The organism is Amycolatopsis sp. WAC 01376, assembly GCF_003947415.1.
In the GTDB taxonomy this organism is placed as follows: domain Bacteria; phylum Actinomycetota; class Actinomycetes; order Mycobacteriales; family Pseudonocardiaceae; genus Amycolatopsis.
This window is the reverse complement of the sequence record NZ_QHKL01000004.1, coordinates 171,576-185,573: the sequence shown is the minus strand read 5'-3', so window position 1 is coordinate 185,573 and position 13,998 is coordinate 171,576. Positions and strand designations below refer to the sequence as shown.

Genomic DNA, 13,998 nt, shown 5'->3' with positions numbered 1-13,998 from the left:
CGGGCCACTGAATCCTTACACTGCCCCGCATGGATGACCCGCATTACCTCTCCGGCCTCGACCTGGCCGGCCGTCGTGTCGTGATGATCGGTGGCGGGACGGTCGCCCAGCGCCGCCTGCCGCGGTTGATCGGCGCCGGCGCGCGGGTCGAACTGGTCTCCCCGCACACCACGCCGTCGGTGAGCGCCATGGCCGACGCCGGGGAGATCGTCTGGCATGAGCGCCGCTACACCGAGGGCGACCTCGCCGACGCCTGGTACGCGCTGGCGTGCACGAACGACCCCGAGGTCAACGCCGCCGTCTGCGCCGAGGCCGAACGCGCGCGGGTGTTCTGCGTCCGCGCCGACGACGGAGACCTCGGCAGCGCGGTCACCCCGGCTTCGGGCAGGCACGGCGGCCTGCTGGTCGGCGTTCTTTCCGGTGGTGAGCCGCTGCGGTCGGCCACCGTGCGGGACAGCATCCTCGACGGCCTCCGCGGCGTCACCGTCGCCGACGGCCGCGTGCCGGACGCCCACGACGAGCTGCCCGGCGTCGCCCTCGTGGGCGGTGGCCCCGGCGACCCGGAGCTGATCACCGTCCGCGGCCGCCGTCTCCTCGCCAGGGCCGACGTCGTCGTCGCCGACCGGCTGGCGCCGCGCGAACTGCTCGACGAACTCGCGCCCCACGGCCGGATCGTCGACGCCGCGAAGATCCCGTACGGCCGCGCCGCCAGCCAGGACGTGATCAACTCCACGCTGATCGACCGGGCCAAGGCAGGCAAGTTCGTCGTGCGGCTCAAGGGCGGCGACCCGTACCTCTTCGGCCGCGGCTTCGAAGAGGTCCTCGCCTGCGCCGAAGCGGGCATCCCGGTGACGATGGTCCCCGGCATCACGAGCGCGTTCTCCGTCCCCGCCGCGGCGGACGTCCCGGTGACCCACCGCGGTGTCGCGCACGAGGTCGTGGTGGTGTCCGGCCACGTCGCGCCGGACGACGAGAAGTCGCTGGTGGACTGGGATCTGCTGGCGCGGATGCGCGGCACGATCGTGCTGATGATGGGCGTCGAGCGGCTTCCGCTGTTCGCCAAGGCGCTACTGGCGGGGCGGCCGGGCGACACGCCGGTGGCGATCGTCGAAGACGGCACCATGCGCACGCAGCGGGTACTTCGCTCCACTTTGGACAAGGTGGTCGGCGACGCCGCCACGGCCGGGGTGCGGCCGCCCGCGGTGATCGTGTTCGGCCCGGTGGCGGGGCTGGCTCAACCCTCGTAATCATCCTTCGAGACGTAGAACCAGTCGGTCCCGTCGTCGCCGGACGAGTCGAGGTGTGCCGCCCGGACCAGACCGGCCCGCAGCGCCACCCGCTGCGACGCGACGTTCTCCGGCCGGACCCGGGCGATCACGAGGTCGTCCGGCCGGTGGACGCGGACCCAGTCCACCGCCGCGGCGGCGGCCTCACTGGCGTATCCGGCACCCCAGGAGGAGGGGAAGAACCGGTAGAAGAGGTTCAGGACCGCGCGGCGCCGGAAGCCGACGATCTTCACCCCGCAGAACCCCAGCACCTCCGGTGACCCGTGCGACCGGACCGTCCAGTACCCGAAGCCGTACCGGTTCCACTGGTGCGACCAGCGGAGCAGCAGCAGTTCCGCGTCCTTACGCGTCTCCAGCATGTCCGAGGGGTTGTGCGCGCAGGCCTCCGGATCGGTGTGGAGGGCGAAGATCGCGTCCAGGTCTTCGGGGGTGGGACGGCTCAGGAGCAGGCGTGCGGTCCGCAGCTCCTCCACGCCCGTGTCCCGGGTCGGCGCCGGATCAGCGGTCATGGCAGCGCGCCGAGAAGCCGGCGATGGCCTCGGTCAGGCGGGTCGGGTCGAAGCGCAGTTCGACCGGGCTGCGGGCCTGGACGAACTCGGCCGCCGGCATGTCCGCGGCCAGCGTGTCGGCGTCGCCGAACGGGTGGATCGGATCGCGCTCGTGCCCGATGACCAAGGCGGGGGTCTCGATCTTCCGCCGGATCGACTTGGGCGGCGCGATCCGGCCGAACAACACGCCGTGCAGGAGCGCGGCCATCGGCGCGGGCTCCTGGGACAGCGTGTCGGTGACGACGTCGACCCACTGGTTGCCGTGCGGCGCGAGTTTCGCCGCCAGCGCCACCCCCTGCACCGTCACCGGCAGGAACCGGGCCGCCATGAGCAGCGGCGCGAACGTGATCAGCCCCGCGACGATCGCGTTGTCCAGCACGGGCATCTCGACGACCAGCCCGAGCGCGCGATCCGGCGCGGCGACGCCCACTTCGAGCGCGACGTTGGCGCCCAGCGACGTCCCGCCGATGACGGCGGCGTCGATCTCCAGGTGGTCGAGCAGCGCGACGGTCTGCTCCGCGAACGCGGGCATCGAGTACAGCCACGAGTCGGTGGGCCGGTCCGAGTCGCCGTGACCGAGCAGGTCGAGCGTCACCGCCCGGAACCCGGCTCGCGCCAGCTTGCGGGCGAGCGGCGCGTGCATCCGCCTCGTCAGCATGATGCCGTGAGTGAGCACGACGACCCGGTCGCCGGAGCCGAACTCGGTGTAGGCGAGCCGGTGACCCTCATGGGTGAAGGATCCCGACAGTTCGATCGGCCGGGAGGAGCGTTCGCGACCGCGCGCGGTGCTGGGCGCGAGCAGGGCGGCGACCGCGGTGGCGCTGCTGGCCGGGCTCATGTCCCACCGTCCTTCGTCGATCGTCGGTACTCACCGGTAGTACCAGGAAAGCATCTCAGGGGCGGCCGGGCACAGTGGCCGTTGGCACCCTGTCAATCACATGAGTCAAGATGACCTCATGACCGCTACAGCTGACAGTCTTCCCGATCTCGTTTCGCTCAAGGTGGAGATCGACGGGCACGTCGCCGAAGTGACGCTGCTCGGTCCGTCCAAGGGCAACGCGATGGGCCCCGATTTCTGGCGTGAGCTGCCGATCGTCTTCCGCGCGCTGGACGCCGACCCGCAGGTCAGGGCGGTCGTGCTGACCGGCAGTGGCAAGCATTTCTCCTACGGGCTCGACCTTCCCGCGATGATGCCCAGCTGGGGCGAAATGCTCGGCGGCGACGCGCTCGCGGGCCCGCGGACGAAGTTCCTCGACGAGGTCAAGACCCTTCAGGCGAGCGTTTCCTCCATCGCCGAATGCCGCAAACCGGTCATCGCGGCCATTTCCGGCTGGTGCATCGGCGGTGGTGTCGACGTGATCGCGGCCGCGGACATCCGCCTGGCGAGCGCGGACGCGAAGTTCAGCGTGCGCGAGGTCAAGGTCGCGATCGTGGCCGACCTCGGCAGCCTGCAGCGGCTCGCGCCGATCATCGGGGAGGGGCACCTGCGCGAACTGGCCCTGACCGGCAAGGACGTCGACGCCGCCCGTGCGGAGAAGATCGGCCTGGTCAACGACGTCTACGCCGACCAGGACACCCTGCTCGCCGAGGCTCGCAAGCTGGCGCAGGAGATCGCCGCGAACCCGCCGCTGGTCGTGCAGGGCACCAAGAACGTCCTGTCGGCCAACACCGAACGCCAGGTCGCGGACGGCCTGCGCTACGTCTCGGCCTGGAACGCGGCATTCCTGCCCAGCAAGGACCTCGGCGAGGCCGTGCAGGCCTTCCTCGAGCGCCGCGCGCCCGAGTTCAAGGGGGAGTAGAAAGAACCGGCGGCCACCCAGGACCAGGAGGACGATCGTGAGCGCTTCGGAGGCATACCGCACGTTCCGCGAGGCACGGGACTATCTGCAGGCCCATCGCGAGGACTACGAAACCGCCTATCGAGACTTCACCTGGCCCAGGCCCGCCGAGTTCAACTGGGCGCTGGATTGGTTCGATGTCGTCGCGGCCGACCCGGCCAACCAGGACCGCTACGCGCTGTGGATCGTCGAAGAGGACGGCATCGAGAACCGCTGGACCTATCCGGAGATGGCGCGGCGGTCCAATCAGGTCGCGAACTGGCTGCGCTCGCTCGGCGTGGCCAGGGGCGACCGGCTGATCCTGATGCTCGGCAACCAGGGTGAGTTGTGGCAGACGATCCTCGCCGCGATCAAACTGGGCGCGGTCATCATCCCGGCTTCGACCCTGCTCGGCCCGGCGGATCTCACCGACCGGGTCGAGCGGGGCGCCGCGAAACACGTGGTGATCCGCTCGGTCGACGCGCACAAGTTCGAGAACGTCGAGGGCGACTACACCCGCATCGCCGTCGGGGAACCGGTCGAGGGCTGGCAGTCCTTCGTGGACGCCTACGAGGAAGCGGACACTTTCACGCCCGACGGCCCGACGGCGGCGGAAGACCCGCTGCTGCTGTACTTCACCTCGGGGACCACCGCGAAGCCGAAACTGGTGCAGCACACGCAGATCTCGTATCCGGTCGGCCATCTGTCCACAATGTACTGGATCGGCCTCGAACCGGGCGACGTCCACCTCAACATCTCTTCGCCTGGCTGGGCGAAACACGCGTGGAGCAACGTTTTCGCGCCCTGGAACGCCGAAGCGACGGTGTTCCTCTACAACTACGCGCGGTTCGACGCGGTTTCCCTGATGGCACAGATGGAACGATGCGGCATCACCAGCTTCTGCGCCCCGCCGACGGTGTGGCGGATGCTCATCCAAGCTGACTTGTCCGTGCTGAAGACGCCGCCGAGCAAGGTGGTCGGCGCGGGCGAACCGCTCAACCCCGAAGTGATCGACCAGATCGAAAAGGCCTGGGGTGTCACGATTCGCGACGGTTTCGGGCAGACGGAGAGCAGCGTCCAGATCGCCAACACCCCGGGGCAGGAAGTCGTGCCGGGCTCGATGGGCCGTCCGCTGCCGGGATTCACCGTGGCGCTCGTGGACCCCGTCACCGGCGAGCGGGCGCAGGAGGGCGAGATCTGCCTCGACCTGGAGAAGCGGCCCGTCGGGTTGATGGCCGGCTACGCGGACGACGAGGAGCGCTCCGCCGCGGCCTTCGCGAACGGCTTCTACCACACCGGAGACGTCGGCTCGATCGACGAACGCGGCTACATCACCTACGTGGGCCGGACGGACGACGTCTTCAAGGCTTCGGACTACCGGATCTCCCCGTTCGAACTGGAAAGTGTCCTGCTGGAACACGAAGCGGTCGCCGAAGCGGCCGTCGTCCCCGCGCCCGACCCGATCCGGCTCGCGGTGCCGAAGGCGTATGTCGTCCTCACGAACGGACACGAGCCCACGGCCGGCACCGCGCTGTCCATCCTGGCCTTCTGCCGGGAACATTTGGCCCCGTACAAGCGAATCCGGCGGCTGGAGTTCGCCGAGCTGCCGAAGACGATCTCCGGCAAGATCCGGCGGGTCGAACTCCGGGGACGCGAGAACGACGCCGCCGAACGGCCGGCGGGGGAGTTCCGCGAGGAAGACTTCCCGCAGCTGAAGGGCTGACCGCTTCGGTCCCGAACTCCGAACTCGCGAGTTACGGGTCTGGGCACGTGTGGGTCGAACGAACCACAGTGCGGTAACCGGAACCGCGTTAGCATCCGGTGCAGTGAATCGTTGACAACCCGTGGGGGTCACGGGTCTCACCTTCCCTGTCTTGAAAGGTGTTCCTGTCATGCGCATTCGTTTCCTCCTGCCGATGCTCGCCCTCGTGGCCGGGCTCGGTACCGCGGTCGCCACTCCGGCGGCCGCCGATCCAGGTCCGGTGACGGCGGGCGAAGTGTCCGTCGCCGACGCCTGCTACTCCTGGGGGCGCACGTTGTCCCAGGGCGCGTCCGGTGAGGACGTCCGGCAGCTGCAGATCCGGGTCGCCGGATATCCCGGTTACGGTGGTGTGCTCGCCATCGACGGCCAATTCGGCGCGGGCACCAAGGCCGCGGTCACCCGCTTCCAGCAGGCGTACGGGCTGGGCGCGGACGGCATCGCCGGATCGGCCACGTTCACCAAGCTCTACGCGTTGCAGGACGACGACTGCACGCCGGTCAACTTCACCTACGCCGAGCTGAACCGGTGCAACTCCGACTGGTCGGGCGGCAACGTGTCAGCGGCGACGGCGAAGGCCAACGCGCTGGTCTCGATGTGGAAGCTGCAGGCGATGCGGCACGCCATGGGCGACCGGCCGATCGACGTCAACGGCGGTTTCCGCAGCGTCGCCTGCAACAACGCCGTCGGCGGGGCGACCAACAGCCGTCACCTCTACGGTGACGCGGTCGACCTCGGGGCGGGCTCGCAGGGCTTCTGCGGGCTGGCGAAGCAGGCCCGCAACCACGGGTTCAGTGAGATCCTCGGCCCGGGCTACCCCGGCCACAACGATCACACGCACGTGGCACACCGGTCCACCCGGTTCTGGTCGGCGTCCTCCTGCGGGATCTGACCTCGTCACTCCCAGCGCCACAACGACGGCGGCCGTCCTCCCTTGGGGAGGGCGGCCGCGTGTTCGGTGGTGCGCCGCAGCCCGGGGACCCGCTCCATGGTCCGGCCGAGATTGGCCGGATAGGGGCGGTCCCCGGTCAGCGCTTCGGTCGCGTCCAGCGCCTGCGCCGTCGTGAAGATCGGCCCGAGCAGTCCGGCGGTGAACGCGACGTCCCGCCACAGCCGTTCGGCCAGCATCGGGCGGCAGTCCGCCACGATCCGGTCGTGGTCGAAAGCCAGCGGCGGGACCTCGTCCAGCGGCGCCCACACCACGTTCCCCGGGTCGTCGAGCGCGGGATCCACCGTGGCCCACAAGGCGATGGAGAGGGTGGGACCGCGGGGGTCACGGTTCGGCTCGTCGAAGGTGGCGAGCTGTCCCGTCGCCGAGAGCGCGTCGGACGGCAGGCCGAGTTTGCCGACCACCGCACGATGCGCCGCTTCCCTCAGCCGTTCCCCGAGCCCGAGCAGCACCCCGGGCAGCGCGAGTTCCCCCGCGAACGGCTCGGCGGCTCGCGGCGCGATTCCCAGCAGCACTTTCCTGGTGCCGGGCGCGAACCGCACCACGAGCACGTCAACGGACACCGGCGTCGACTCGATCACGCGTTGATTGTCGACCTTGCCTCCGTGACCCGGTAACCGGCCCTGTCCGGGCCGTATCCGGCGACGGCCACCGGCAGTCGCTCGCTGAACCACGCCAGCGGATCCGCCAGGTCGACGGCGGGGGAGCCGTCCTCGGGTACGACCTTCAGCCCGGTCGCGTCGAGGTGGGTCACCGCGAACGCGTCCACGCCGTCGCAGGCCGCGATCGCGTAGTCCAGCAGGGCCGCGTCGAGATGGCCCGCCCGCCACGCGCCCTGGAAGTCGCCGGTTTCGTTGTGCGCCTCCGGAAAACGGGCGAGCACGGCGGCGGACTCGGTCGGCAGCGGCCCCGCACCGTGCCGGGTGAGATAGGTCCGCGTGACACCCAGTACCGCGTGCGGGCGCCCGGCCAGCAGGGCGCGGGCGTTGTGCGGGGTGGTGGTCGACCAGGTCGTATGCGGGTGGAATCCGTGGTGCTGGTCGAGGAGAACCCCCTGCGCTCCCTCGAAGACCAGCCGTCCGGAGTCCGCGAGCCGCCCTGTCTCGCCGCCGTTGGTGATCCGCACCGCGTCCGCGAAATCGTGGTACAGCGCCACCAGTTCGTCCACGGTGTGCGGTGGCGTGGCGAGCGGTGCGTAGAACCGCGCGAGCGCGTCCAGTTTGCGCCGCAACACCGACGGGGTGGCGCAGTCGGCGACCGTGGGCGCTTCCCCCGGCGTCCCGATCACCTCCTGGTTCTCCACCACTTCGCCCGGCGCGGCCCCCGCTAGCAGCGAGTACCAGACGGTCTCGCCGATCCCCTTCCCGCACGAGCCGTGCCGGTTCGTGCCCCGGGCCTCCTCCCTGGCCCGGTTCGCGTGGATGTGGAACGGGGTCGTGAGCAAGGCACTCCCGTCCACGCTCAGCAGCGAGAGCGGATTCCGGACGCCCGCCGCTTCGAGCCGCCGCGCTTCGGCGGCCAGCGCGAACGGCTCGACCAGCACGAACCGCGACAGATGGGTGGGCACGCCGGCGAACGTGCCCGCCCCGAACTGGCTGAACGTGTGGTGCCGCCCGTCCGCGACGACGTTGTGCGCGGCCTGCGCGCCCCCGTTGAAGCGGACCACGGCGGTGGTGGGCCGGGCGGCGCACAGGGCGTCGACCACGGCGCCCTTGCCTTCGTCGCCGAAGCCGAGCCCGACCACCACCACGTGGCCGTCCAGCAGATTCATCGCAGCACCACGTCGCTTGGGCCGTCGGCGTCGGGCACCGCCGAGGTGACGACCGATTTGGTGCCCAGTTTCGCCAGCGCCTTGCCCACGGCCGCGCTCTCGGCGACCGAGCCGACGTCCGCGAGGTCGGCGAGCGCCCGGTCGACGTCGACGACCCGTTCCTCCAGCCCGATGGTGGCCGCGATCAGTTCGCATACCGCGCCGGGATCGTCGAGCTTGAGGAAGTTCTGGCCGAGCAGACCGCTCCAGTGCTCGCCGATCTGCGGGTCGTTGTAGTACGACGACTGGTTCGGCAGCACGAAGTAGAGGTGCCACTTGCGGGCCAGCTCCCGGTACACCGAGGCCGGGTCGATGTCCTCCCGCACGTCGTCGCCGATCACCCGGCGGATGTGGCGGGCCTCCAGCGCGGGCTTGTTCAGTTCGTCGCCGATGATGAACAGATAGCCCTTGCGGCCGCGGTTCTGCCAAGCGTCGGTGACCACGTGCCTGGCCATGAAGTAGGCGGCCAGCTCGTAGGATTCGCTCTTCTGCCCGCCGCCACCGCCTTCGAGGAAGATCGTGCGCAGCTGCTCGTCCATCCGGTTGTCCGATTCGAACTGCCCGATCTGCAACGGGACCCGGTCGCTGTCGGCGTCGCCGATCGCGCCGAACAGCACCTGCGGATCGGCCAGGTAACCCCGGCGCTTGAGCAGGCCGTGCAGTTTGCCGAGCTTGCCCTGCATGATCCGCGGCACCCGGCGCATCGAGCCGGTGACGTCGAACAGCACCGCGATCGGCGTCGAATCGGTGTGGTCGGCCGAATCCCGGCATTCCCGGACGGCGTTCAGCGGGTCGAGCGCGGGCGCGACCTTCCACTCTTTCGCGGGTTTGGAGCGGAGATCGGCGGTGTAGCCGAAATCGTCCTCGCCCTTGGCCGCGCGGAAGGTCCTCGCGGCGGCGTAGGCGTTGTCGTCCCAGTGTCCGTGTCCCATGGTCAGGCTCCTGTCTCGGGGATGGTGAAGGGTCGGAAGGTGCGGGGGCCGTACAGGTCGGCGAGCAGTTCGTCGTACTCGTCGAGCAGATCGGCGGCTCCGGGTCGTTGCGCCGGGATGTCCTGGGTGCACCACGTCGCGAACTCGCGTTGGCGGGTTTCGTTCGGTGCCAGTAGTTCCAGCATCATGCGGTGGAGCATGTGGACGTCCGTCGCCGCGGTCATCGGAAGTCCTTTGTGCACTTCCGGTGGGTACTGGACGGAGTTGTCCGTCGCCAGCGGGAGCACACCGTCTTCGACGGCGAAGGACCAGCCTGCGAGGACGATGCCGTGCTGTCCCGGATGGACGAGCACGTTGTCCGCGGTGAGGTGGCCGTGGACGACACCCGCGCGGTGCGCGCCCGCCACGGCGCGCAGCAGGCGGCGGTGCATCCAGGCGTAGTCGCGGCCGTCGAGCCCGCCAGGGAAGGCTTGCCCGATGTCGGCGAGGGTGACGAAGCCGTCGACGAGCGGATCGAGGACGCTGAAGGCACGGTCGCCCCGCGCGACCAGACCCGAGGTGTCGAGCAGTCGCGGGTAGTAGGGACGCAGCCAGCGGTGCCGTTCGGTGAAGCCGTCGAGCGTGCGCAACGCCGCCCACTCGGCGTGGATCAGCGGGTTGAGCGCCGGGTCGCGGACGAGTTTGACCAGATGAGGGCCGGTGGTCCGGTAGGTCGTCGCGACACTGCCCACCGCGTGCGGCTCGGTGAGGGTGTACGCCGAGGTCGCGGTGGTGACCGTCTGGCGCCGGGCGCGTTTCCACTCGTCGTGGAGCTGGTTGAGGGTGGCGGCGGCCCGGTGGGCGCGGTCGTCGCCGGGGTTGCGGTCGGGGTGGAGCACGGCCGCCAGTTCGCGGTAGCGATGGCGGGCGAACAGAGCGGCCGCGTCGACCGTGTTCTCGATCACCGCCACGGCGTCTTCCCTGGTGAGCATAGTTTGAGTCTAGACGACTCTTACTTCGGTTCGCAAGGGGGTAGGTACAAATCCCGTGCCGTGCGGCGGCTTCGGTCAATAAGCTGGGAGAGCCGAACAGGGGGTGTTGGTGATCGTCCGCGAACCGGATCGGAAAGACAGTCAGCGCACGAACACGATGATCATCGTGTTCGTGATCGGGATCGTCTGGGGAACCGTCGCGGCCTTCGCCGGGCGGTGGACCGTCGAGGGGCTGGCCGGCACGTACGACGTGCGCGCGGTGATCTCCGAGTGGAACTCCACGACCAGCGAAGGACAGCACGGCCCGCGTACCAGCTACGACGTCCTGGCGATCGCCGAAGACGGCCGCACGATCGAAGTGCCGACACGAGACACGTTCGGCCTCGCTGATCCGGTGGTCGCCCGGCTTTCCTCGGTGACGGACCGGGTTTTGTCCGTGCGCGGGGCCACCGACGTCGTGGAAGCCCACCATCCGTGGGAGAAGATCGCGGCGATGTCCCTCGGCCTGGCACTCCTGGTGCTCGCGGCCATCGTGCTGGTCAAAGTGGCGAGACCGGGGCTCGCGCGGAAGGCGCCGCCGTTCCTCGCCGGGCTGGCCTTCGCCGCGTTCGTCGTGCTGACGCCGGTCGGGTTCGGCGAGACGGCCTACGGTGAGGCGGCCGACCCGGTCCCGAATTTCTGGGAACTCCGTCGCGACTTATGGGGGCCGCCGCCGGTGTTCGCCCGTGGACAGACCGCCGTCTCCGGAGAAGCGGCCGTGCGCGTGCTCGAAAGCAAGCCCGGGCCGCCTGAGGGAGCCGAGGCGTGGTTGAGCGGATTCCACGTCCTCACCTTGCGGATCGAGGCTTCTCGTTTCGGTGGCACGGCGCTGGAGCTGTCGGCCGACGAACACGGTGAGCCGGAGCGGGTCAAGGACTGCGCGGGCGCTCCCGGCGCTTTCGACGGCACCACGGGCCTCGTCTGTTTCGTGGTCCCGCCCGGATACCGGCCCGAGTACCTCCTCGTCGGCAAACTCGAGCGGGAAGTCCTGCTGAAGCTCCGGTGATCGACGAAAGGACTCCAGTGCCGGAAAATGCGCGGAAGCCCGGAGTTCTTACTTCGGTGCTTTCGGCCTTTCTCCCTTTTCTGCTGATCTTCGGTCTCGTCTGGGCCTCCCTCGGTTCCGACATCGATGAATTGAGCACCGGCGAGGACGTCACGGTCACCGAGATCTCGGGGTGCACCTCGGAGGGATCCGCGGTGAACGGCCAGACCCCCTACTGTTCCGGGAAATGGCGCTTCGCCGACGGGCGTACCGGAGGCGGCCGGATTCTGGGGGAGGAGATCTCGCGGGGTGACACGGTCTTCGCCGGTGACGGATTCGCCTACGGATCGAGATCGCCGTTGATCTGGAAGGTTTCGGCAGGCGGCGCGCTGGGTCTCTTTCTCGTCGGCCTGGTGGTAGTGGGCGTCGTCCTGTACCGGTTGGACGTCGGCAAGCGGCGACGCGAGGGTCATCGAGAGTAAGGCAAAGGGTGGCCTAGGTACCTTCTGGCTTCTGGCTTCTCTGATCGCGGGACTCCAGGGTCGCCGCTCTCGTCCCAGGTACACCAGCGACCACAGCAGGCACAGCGGCCGCGCGTGAAGGACCCCTTCCCTCGGCTCAGCCGAGGAAACTCGACCTTCACACCTTCAGGACGTCCGGCCACAGTGGACTGTGGTGCGAACGACCGACAGGGCGAGGCGGGGAACTGCTCTACGGTGTCCGCACAGCGCGCGCGATCCGCTCGCGACTGGGCATCAAGAGGAGAAGTCTCCACCGTGAAGCACGTCCGTACCGTCTCTTTGCTCACCGCCGGAATCGCCACTTTCGCACTGACCGCCTGTGGCGCCAAGGCCGAGCAGCCCGCCGAGGCGGCCAAGCCGTCGGTGACCCAGCCCGCCTCGCCGACCACCGCCGACGGTCACACCAGTCCCGGTATGCGGCTCAAGTTCGGGGAGCGCGCGCTCGTCCCGGTGGACTACAACAAGGAGAGCTTCGGCACCGTCGCGCTCACGGTCACCGCGATCGCGGAGGGGAAGGTCGCCGACCTCAAGGGATTCGAACCCGATCAGATCGCCGGAGTCACGCCGTACAACCTGCGGTACACCGTCGAGTTCGTCAAGGGTGACGATCTGTCCGGTTTCGGGCTCGCCTTGCGTGGCCTTCTCTCCGACGGCAAACAGGGCGGCACGGCACTGGTGGGCAAAACCGCCGACTGCGGCAAGGTGACCGCGCCGCGGGACGGCGGTTTCTCGAAACCGGGACAGAAGTTCGAGGCCTGCACGATGTACGGCGCCAAGGGCGGCGAGAAGGTCTCGTTCGCCGCCTTCAACACCGGAGACGCCTACCGCAAGACCCCGATCGTCTGGGGCGACTGAGGCTCAGGAGCGGGTCGCTTCGATCTGGCGCTCGTCCTCGGTCGAGCAACTCGTCACCGGATCGTTCGGCCCGCTCCCGCATGTCCAGGCACCGATCACCACCGGACCGGGCCCCTGCGGCGAGGCGGCTTCGGCGGGCGTCAGCTTGGTGAAGTAGTCCTTGAGCACCTGAGTCGCTTCGGCGCAGTCGGTCTTCCCGTGTGCGACGACCTTGTTCTTCGCGCCTTGGAGCCCGGCGACCTCGCCGCAGGGCGTCCCGGCGGGCGCCGAGGTGGCGGCGGGGGAGGACGGTGCCGGCGCGGCGGCGGGAGCCGGATCGGCTCCGCAACCGCTCAGCAGGACGACGGCGAAAGCGGCGGGAAGTACGGCGAGGCTCTTCATGGGCCCTTCTTCTCGGGGATGGTTCATTCGACGGGGACGACGGCGGCGAACACGTTCTGATCGCCCTTGCCGCAACTGGTGCCGCCTTGCGCGGCGGGAGCGCCGGAGACGCACAGCCAGCCGTCCACGGTCTCGCTGACGGGTTCGTCCGAGTCCGCGGACTGGCGTCCGGCGATCCTCTGGTGGAACGAGCCGACGATCGCGGTCGCGTCCGCGCAGGAGACCCCGGGTCCGTTGAGCACCTGCAGGGTCAGCCCGCTGGCCGCGGTGACCGTGCCGCACGAACCCTGTACCGGTTCAGCGGGTTTCGGTTTCGTGGTGGGATTCGGGGCAGCGGAGGAACTCGGCGCGGTCTGCGACGGGATCGGCGGGACCGACACGCTGGACACACTCGTGGGGAGCGAGGGCGGTGAGGCCGACATCGCGGTGACAGGCGGTGGCGGATCGTCGCCCGAACAGGCGGCGAGCGTTCCGGCGACGGCGCAGGCCGCGAACAGGCGCCGCCACGTTCCCGTGGTCGTCGAGACGGGCAAGGCGATCCTTTCGTCGGCCGGTCGTGGCCGGCCCATTCTGACCCGGCCGGGCCCGAAGCCGTGGCATTGAGCCACGTTCGATTCGCGGGAGGCTATCGCGCCCCCGGCGCCGCGGTACGCGAGGACCGCTCAATAACTGTCCATTGTGGACGATTAACATGCCGTTCACAGCGCGACAACACCCCACTGTCGTTGCGAACCGATCGGACGAATCCACGCCGGACCCGTTAACGCGCGGCCCCGTTCTGCCGAAAAGAAAGGTAGCGCTCCGGCGTGTCCCAGTCCCCGTCACGAAACCGTGAGAGTGATGAAGACCGACGAACAGACCGACCCCGCGTCACCCCAGGCCACCGCACCGGCGAGCACGGAGCTGCCACCGACGGCACCGTGCACCGTCGTCTGGTGCGGCGGCCGCCCGTACGTCCTCGAAAGCTCCGCCGGCCACAACCGCTGGGTCGGCACCGATCACCGGGGCAGGCCCGTGGCGCTGACCAGCGCGGACCTGCAATGCCGCGGCTGGACGCACACCAGGGTTTCTTTTCGGCCGGAGGCCTCGGATGTGCGGAGGCGGGCCGCCGATACGGCTGGGTGAGTGACCAGCTGATGCCGCGG

General features: G+C 69.4%; 16 protein-coding genes. 8 read left to right on the top strand and 8 right to left on the bottom strand.

The window, feature by feature from the left end:
- The first annotated feature begins 29 nt into the window (after positions 1-29).
- Positions 30-1,247 (top strand): uroporphyrinogen-III C-methyltransferase, encoded by a 1,218-nt coding sequence (gene cobA, locus DMH03_RS23660; protein ID WP_125794201.1) that lies wholly within the window; start codon positions 30-32, stop codon positions 1,245-1,247.
- On the opposite strand, the gene DMH03_RS23655 is transcribed toward cobA, so the two are convergent.
- Both DMH03_RS23655 and DMH03_RS23650 read right to left on the bottom strand, forming a co-directional pair.
- Positions 1,235-1,795 carry a GNAT family N-acetyltransferase gene (locus DMH03_RS23655; RefSeq protein ID WP_125794200.1) on the bottom strand — a complete coding sequence of 187 codons (561 nt, stop codon included), beginning with the start codon at positions 1,793-1,795 and terminating at the stop codon, positions 1,235-1,237. The genes cobA and DMH03_RS23655 overlap by 13 nt on opposite strands.
- Positions 1,785-2,672 carry an alpha/beta fold hydrolase gene (locus DMH03_RS23650; RefSeq protein ID WP_199748991.1) on the bottom strand — a complete coding sequence of 296 codons (888 nt, stop codon included), beginning with the start codon at positions 2,670-2,672 and terminating at the stop codon, positions 1,785-1,787. Before DMH03_RS23650 ends, DMH03_RS23655 begins: the two co-directional genes overlap by 11 nt.
- A 118-nt stretch (positions 2,673-2,790) precedes the next feature.
- On the opposite strand from DMH03_RS23650, the gene DMH03_RS23645 reads away from it, so the two are divergent.
- The 3 genes from DMH03_RS23645 (at position 2,791) to DMH03_RS23635 (ending at position 6,302) form a co-directional block, all read left to right on the top strand.
- Positions 2,791-3,633, top strand: coding sequence for a crotonase/enoyl-CoA hydratase family protein (locus DMH03_RS23645; RefSeq protein ID WP_125794199.1), 843 nt, complete (start codon positions 2,791-2,793; stop codon positions 3,631-3,633).
- Between the two features lie 37 nt (positions 3,634-3,670).
- Positions 3,671-5,374 carry an AMP-binding protein gene (locus DMH03_RS23640; RefSeq protein ID WP_125794198.1) on the top strand — a complete coding sequence of 568 codons (1,704 nt, stop codon included), beginning with the start codon at positions 3,671-3,673 and terminating at the stop codon, positions 5,372-5,374.
- A 169-nt stretch (positions 5,375-5,543) separates the two neighbouring features.
- Positions 5,544-6,302 carry a D-Ala-D-Ala carboxypeptidase family metallohydrolase gene (locus DMH03_RS23635; protein WP_125794197.1) on the top strand — a complete coding sequence of 253 codons (759 nt, stop codon included), beginning with the start codon at positions 5,544-5,546 and terminating at the stop codon, positions 6,300-6,302.
- A 5-nt stretch (positions 6,303-6,307) separates the two neighbouring features.
- On the opposite strand, the gene DMH03_RS23630 is transcribed toward DMH03_RS23635, so the two are convergent.
- Genes DMH03_RS23630 through DMH03_RS23615 form a run of 4 tightly spaced genes read right to left on the bottom strand, consistent with a single transcriptional unit; the run spans position 6,308 to position 10,072 of the window.
- Positions 6,308-6,940 carry an NUDIX domain-containing protein gene (locus tag DMH03_RS23630; protein ID WP_125794196.1) on the bottom strand — a complete coding sequence of 211 codons (633 nt, stop codon included), beginning with the start codon at positions 6,938-6,940 and terminating at the stop codon, positions 6,308-6,310.
- Positions 6,937-8,130 (bottom strand): adenylosuccinate synthetase, encoded by a 1,194-nt coding sequence (locus DMH03_RS23625; protein ID WP_125794195.1) that lies wholly within the window; start codon positions 8,128-8,130, stop codon positions 6,937-6,939. Before DMH03_RS23625 ends, DMH03_RS23630 begins: the two co-directional genes overlap by 4 nt.
- Entirely contained in the window at positions 8,127-9,101 is a 975-nt protein-coding gene (locus tag DMH03_RS23620; protein WP_125794194.1) for a hypothetical protein, read from the bottom strand. The genes DMH03_RS23625 and DMH03_RS23620 overlap by 4 nt, the downstream gene beginning before the upstream one ends.
- Positions 9,102-9,103: 2 nt before the next feature.
- Positions 9,104-10,072, bottom strand: a complete 969-nt coding sequence (locus DMH03_RS23615) for an adenylate cyclase (RefSeq protein WP_125794193.1) — start codon at positions 10,070-10,072, stop codon at positions 9,104-9,106.
- 109 nt (positions 10,073-10,181) lie between these two features.
- Between DMH03_RS23615 and DMH03_RS23610 the strand changes: the two genes are divergently transcribed.
- The 3 genes from DMH03_RS23610 (at position 10,182) to DMH03_RS23600 (ending at position 12,472) form a co-directional block, all read left to right on the top strand.
- The gene (locus DMH03_RS23610; RefSeq protein WP_125794192.1) at positions 10,182-11,117 is read left to right on the top strand and encodes a hypothetical protein; all 936 of its coding nucleotides are present in this window, start codon (positions 10,182-10,184) and stop codon (positions 11,115-11,117) included.
- Between the two features lie 56 nt (positions 11,118-11,173).
- Entirely contained in the window at positions 11,174-11,578 is a 405-nt protein-coding gene (locus tag DMH03_RS23605) for a hypothetical protein (protein WP_125794191.1), read from the top strand.
- A 294-nt stretch (positions 11,579-11,872) separates the two neighbouring features.
- On the top strand, positions 11,873-12,472 hold the full coding sequence (locus tag DMH03_RS23600; protein ID WP_125794190.1) for a hypothetical protein: 600 nt from the start codon (positions 11,873-11,875) through the stop codon (positions 12,470-12,472).
- A gap of 3 nt (positions 12,473-12,475) precedes the next feature.
- Here the strand turns inward: DMH03_RS23600 and DMH03_RS23595 are convergent, their stop codons facing one another.
- Complete coding sequence (locus DMH03_RS23595; protein WP_125794189.1) at positions 12,476-12,853, bottom strand: hypothetical protein; 378 nt, start codon at positions 12,851-12,853, stop codon at positions 12,476-12,478.
- 23 nt (positions 12,854-12,876) lie between these two features.
- Positions 12,877-13,386 carry a hypothetical protein gene (locus DMH03_RS42605; RefSeq protein ID WP_233611604.1) on the bottom strand — a complete coding sequence of 170 codons (510 nt, stop codon included), beginning with the start codon at positions 13,384-13,386 and terminating at the stop codon, positions 12,877-12,879.
- A gap of 307 nt (positions 13,387-13,693) precedes the next feature.
- Between DMH03_RS42605 and DMH03_RS23580 the strand changes: the two genes are divergently transcribed.
- Positions 13,694-13,978 carry a hypothetical protein gene (locus DMH03_RS23580; RefSeq protein ID WP_125794187.1) on the top strand — a complete coding sequence of 95 codons (285 nt, stop codon included), beginning with the start codon at positions 13,694-13,696 and terminating at the stop codon, positions 13,976-13,978.
- Positions 13,979-13,998 lie beyond the last annotated feature (20 nt).

Bases quoted from the DNA above. Each gene is read 5' to 3' on its own strand.
- cobA (WP_125794201.1), top strand. From the start codon at position 30: ATGGATGACCCGCATTACCTCTCCGGCCTCGACCTGGCCGGCCGTCGT.
- DMH03_RS23655 (WP_125794200.1), bottom strand. From the start codon at position 1,795: ATGACCGCTGATCCGGCGCCGACCCGGGACACGGGCGTGGAGGAGCTG.
- DMH03_RS23650 (WP_199748991.1), bottom strand. From the start codon at position 2,672: ATGAGCCCGGCCAGCAGCGCCACCGCGGTCGCCGCCCTGCTCGCGCCC.
- DMH03_RS23645 (WP_125794199.1), top strand. From the start codon at position 2,791: ATGACCGCTACAGCTGACAGTCTTCCCGATCTCGTTTCGCTCAAGGTG.
- DMH03_RS23635 (WP_125794197.1), top strand. From the start codon at position 5,544: ATGCGCATTCGTTTCCTCCTGCCGATGCTCGCCCTCGTGGCCGGGCTC.
- DMH03_RS23625 (WP_125794195.1), bottom strand. From the start codon at position 8,130: ATGAATCTGCTGGACGGCCACGTGGTGGTGGTCGGGCTCGGCTTCGGC.
- DMH03_RS23620 (WP_125794194.1), bottom strand. From the start codon at position 9,101: ATGGGACACGGACACTGGGACGACAACGCCTACGCCGCCGCGAGGACC.
- DMH03_RS23615 (WP_125794193.1), bottom strand. From the start codon at position 10,072: ATGCTCACCAGGGAAGACGCCGTGGCGGTGATCGAGAACACGGTCGAC.
- DMH03_RS23595 (WP_125794189.1), bottom strand. From the start codon at position 12,853: ATGAAGAGCCTCGCCGTACTTCCCGCCGCTTTCGCCGTCGTCCTGCTG.
- DMH03_RS23580 (WP_125794187.1), top strand. From the start codon at position 13,694: ATGAAGACCGACGAACAGACCGACCCCGCGTCACCCCAGGCCACCGCA.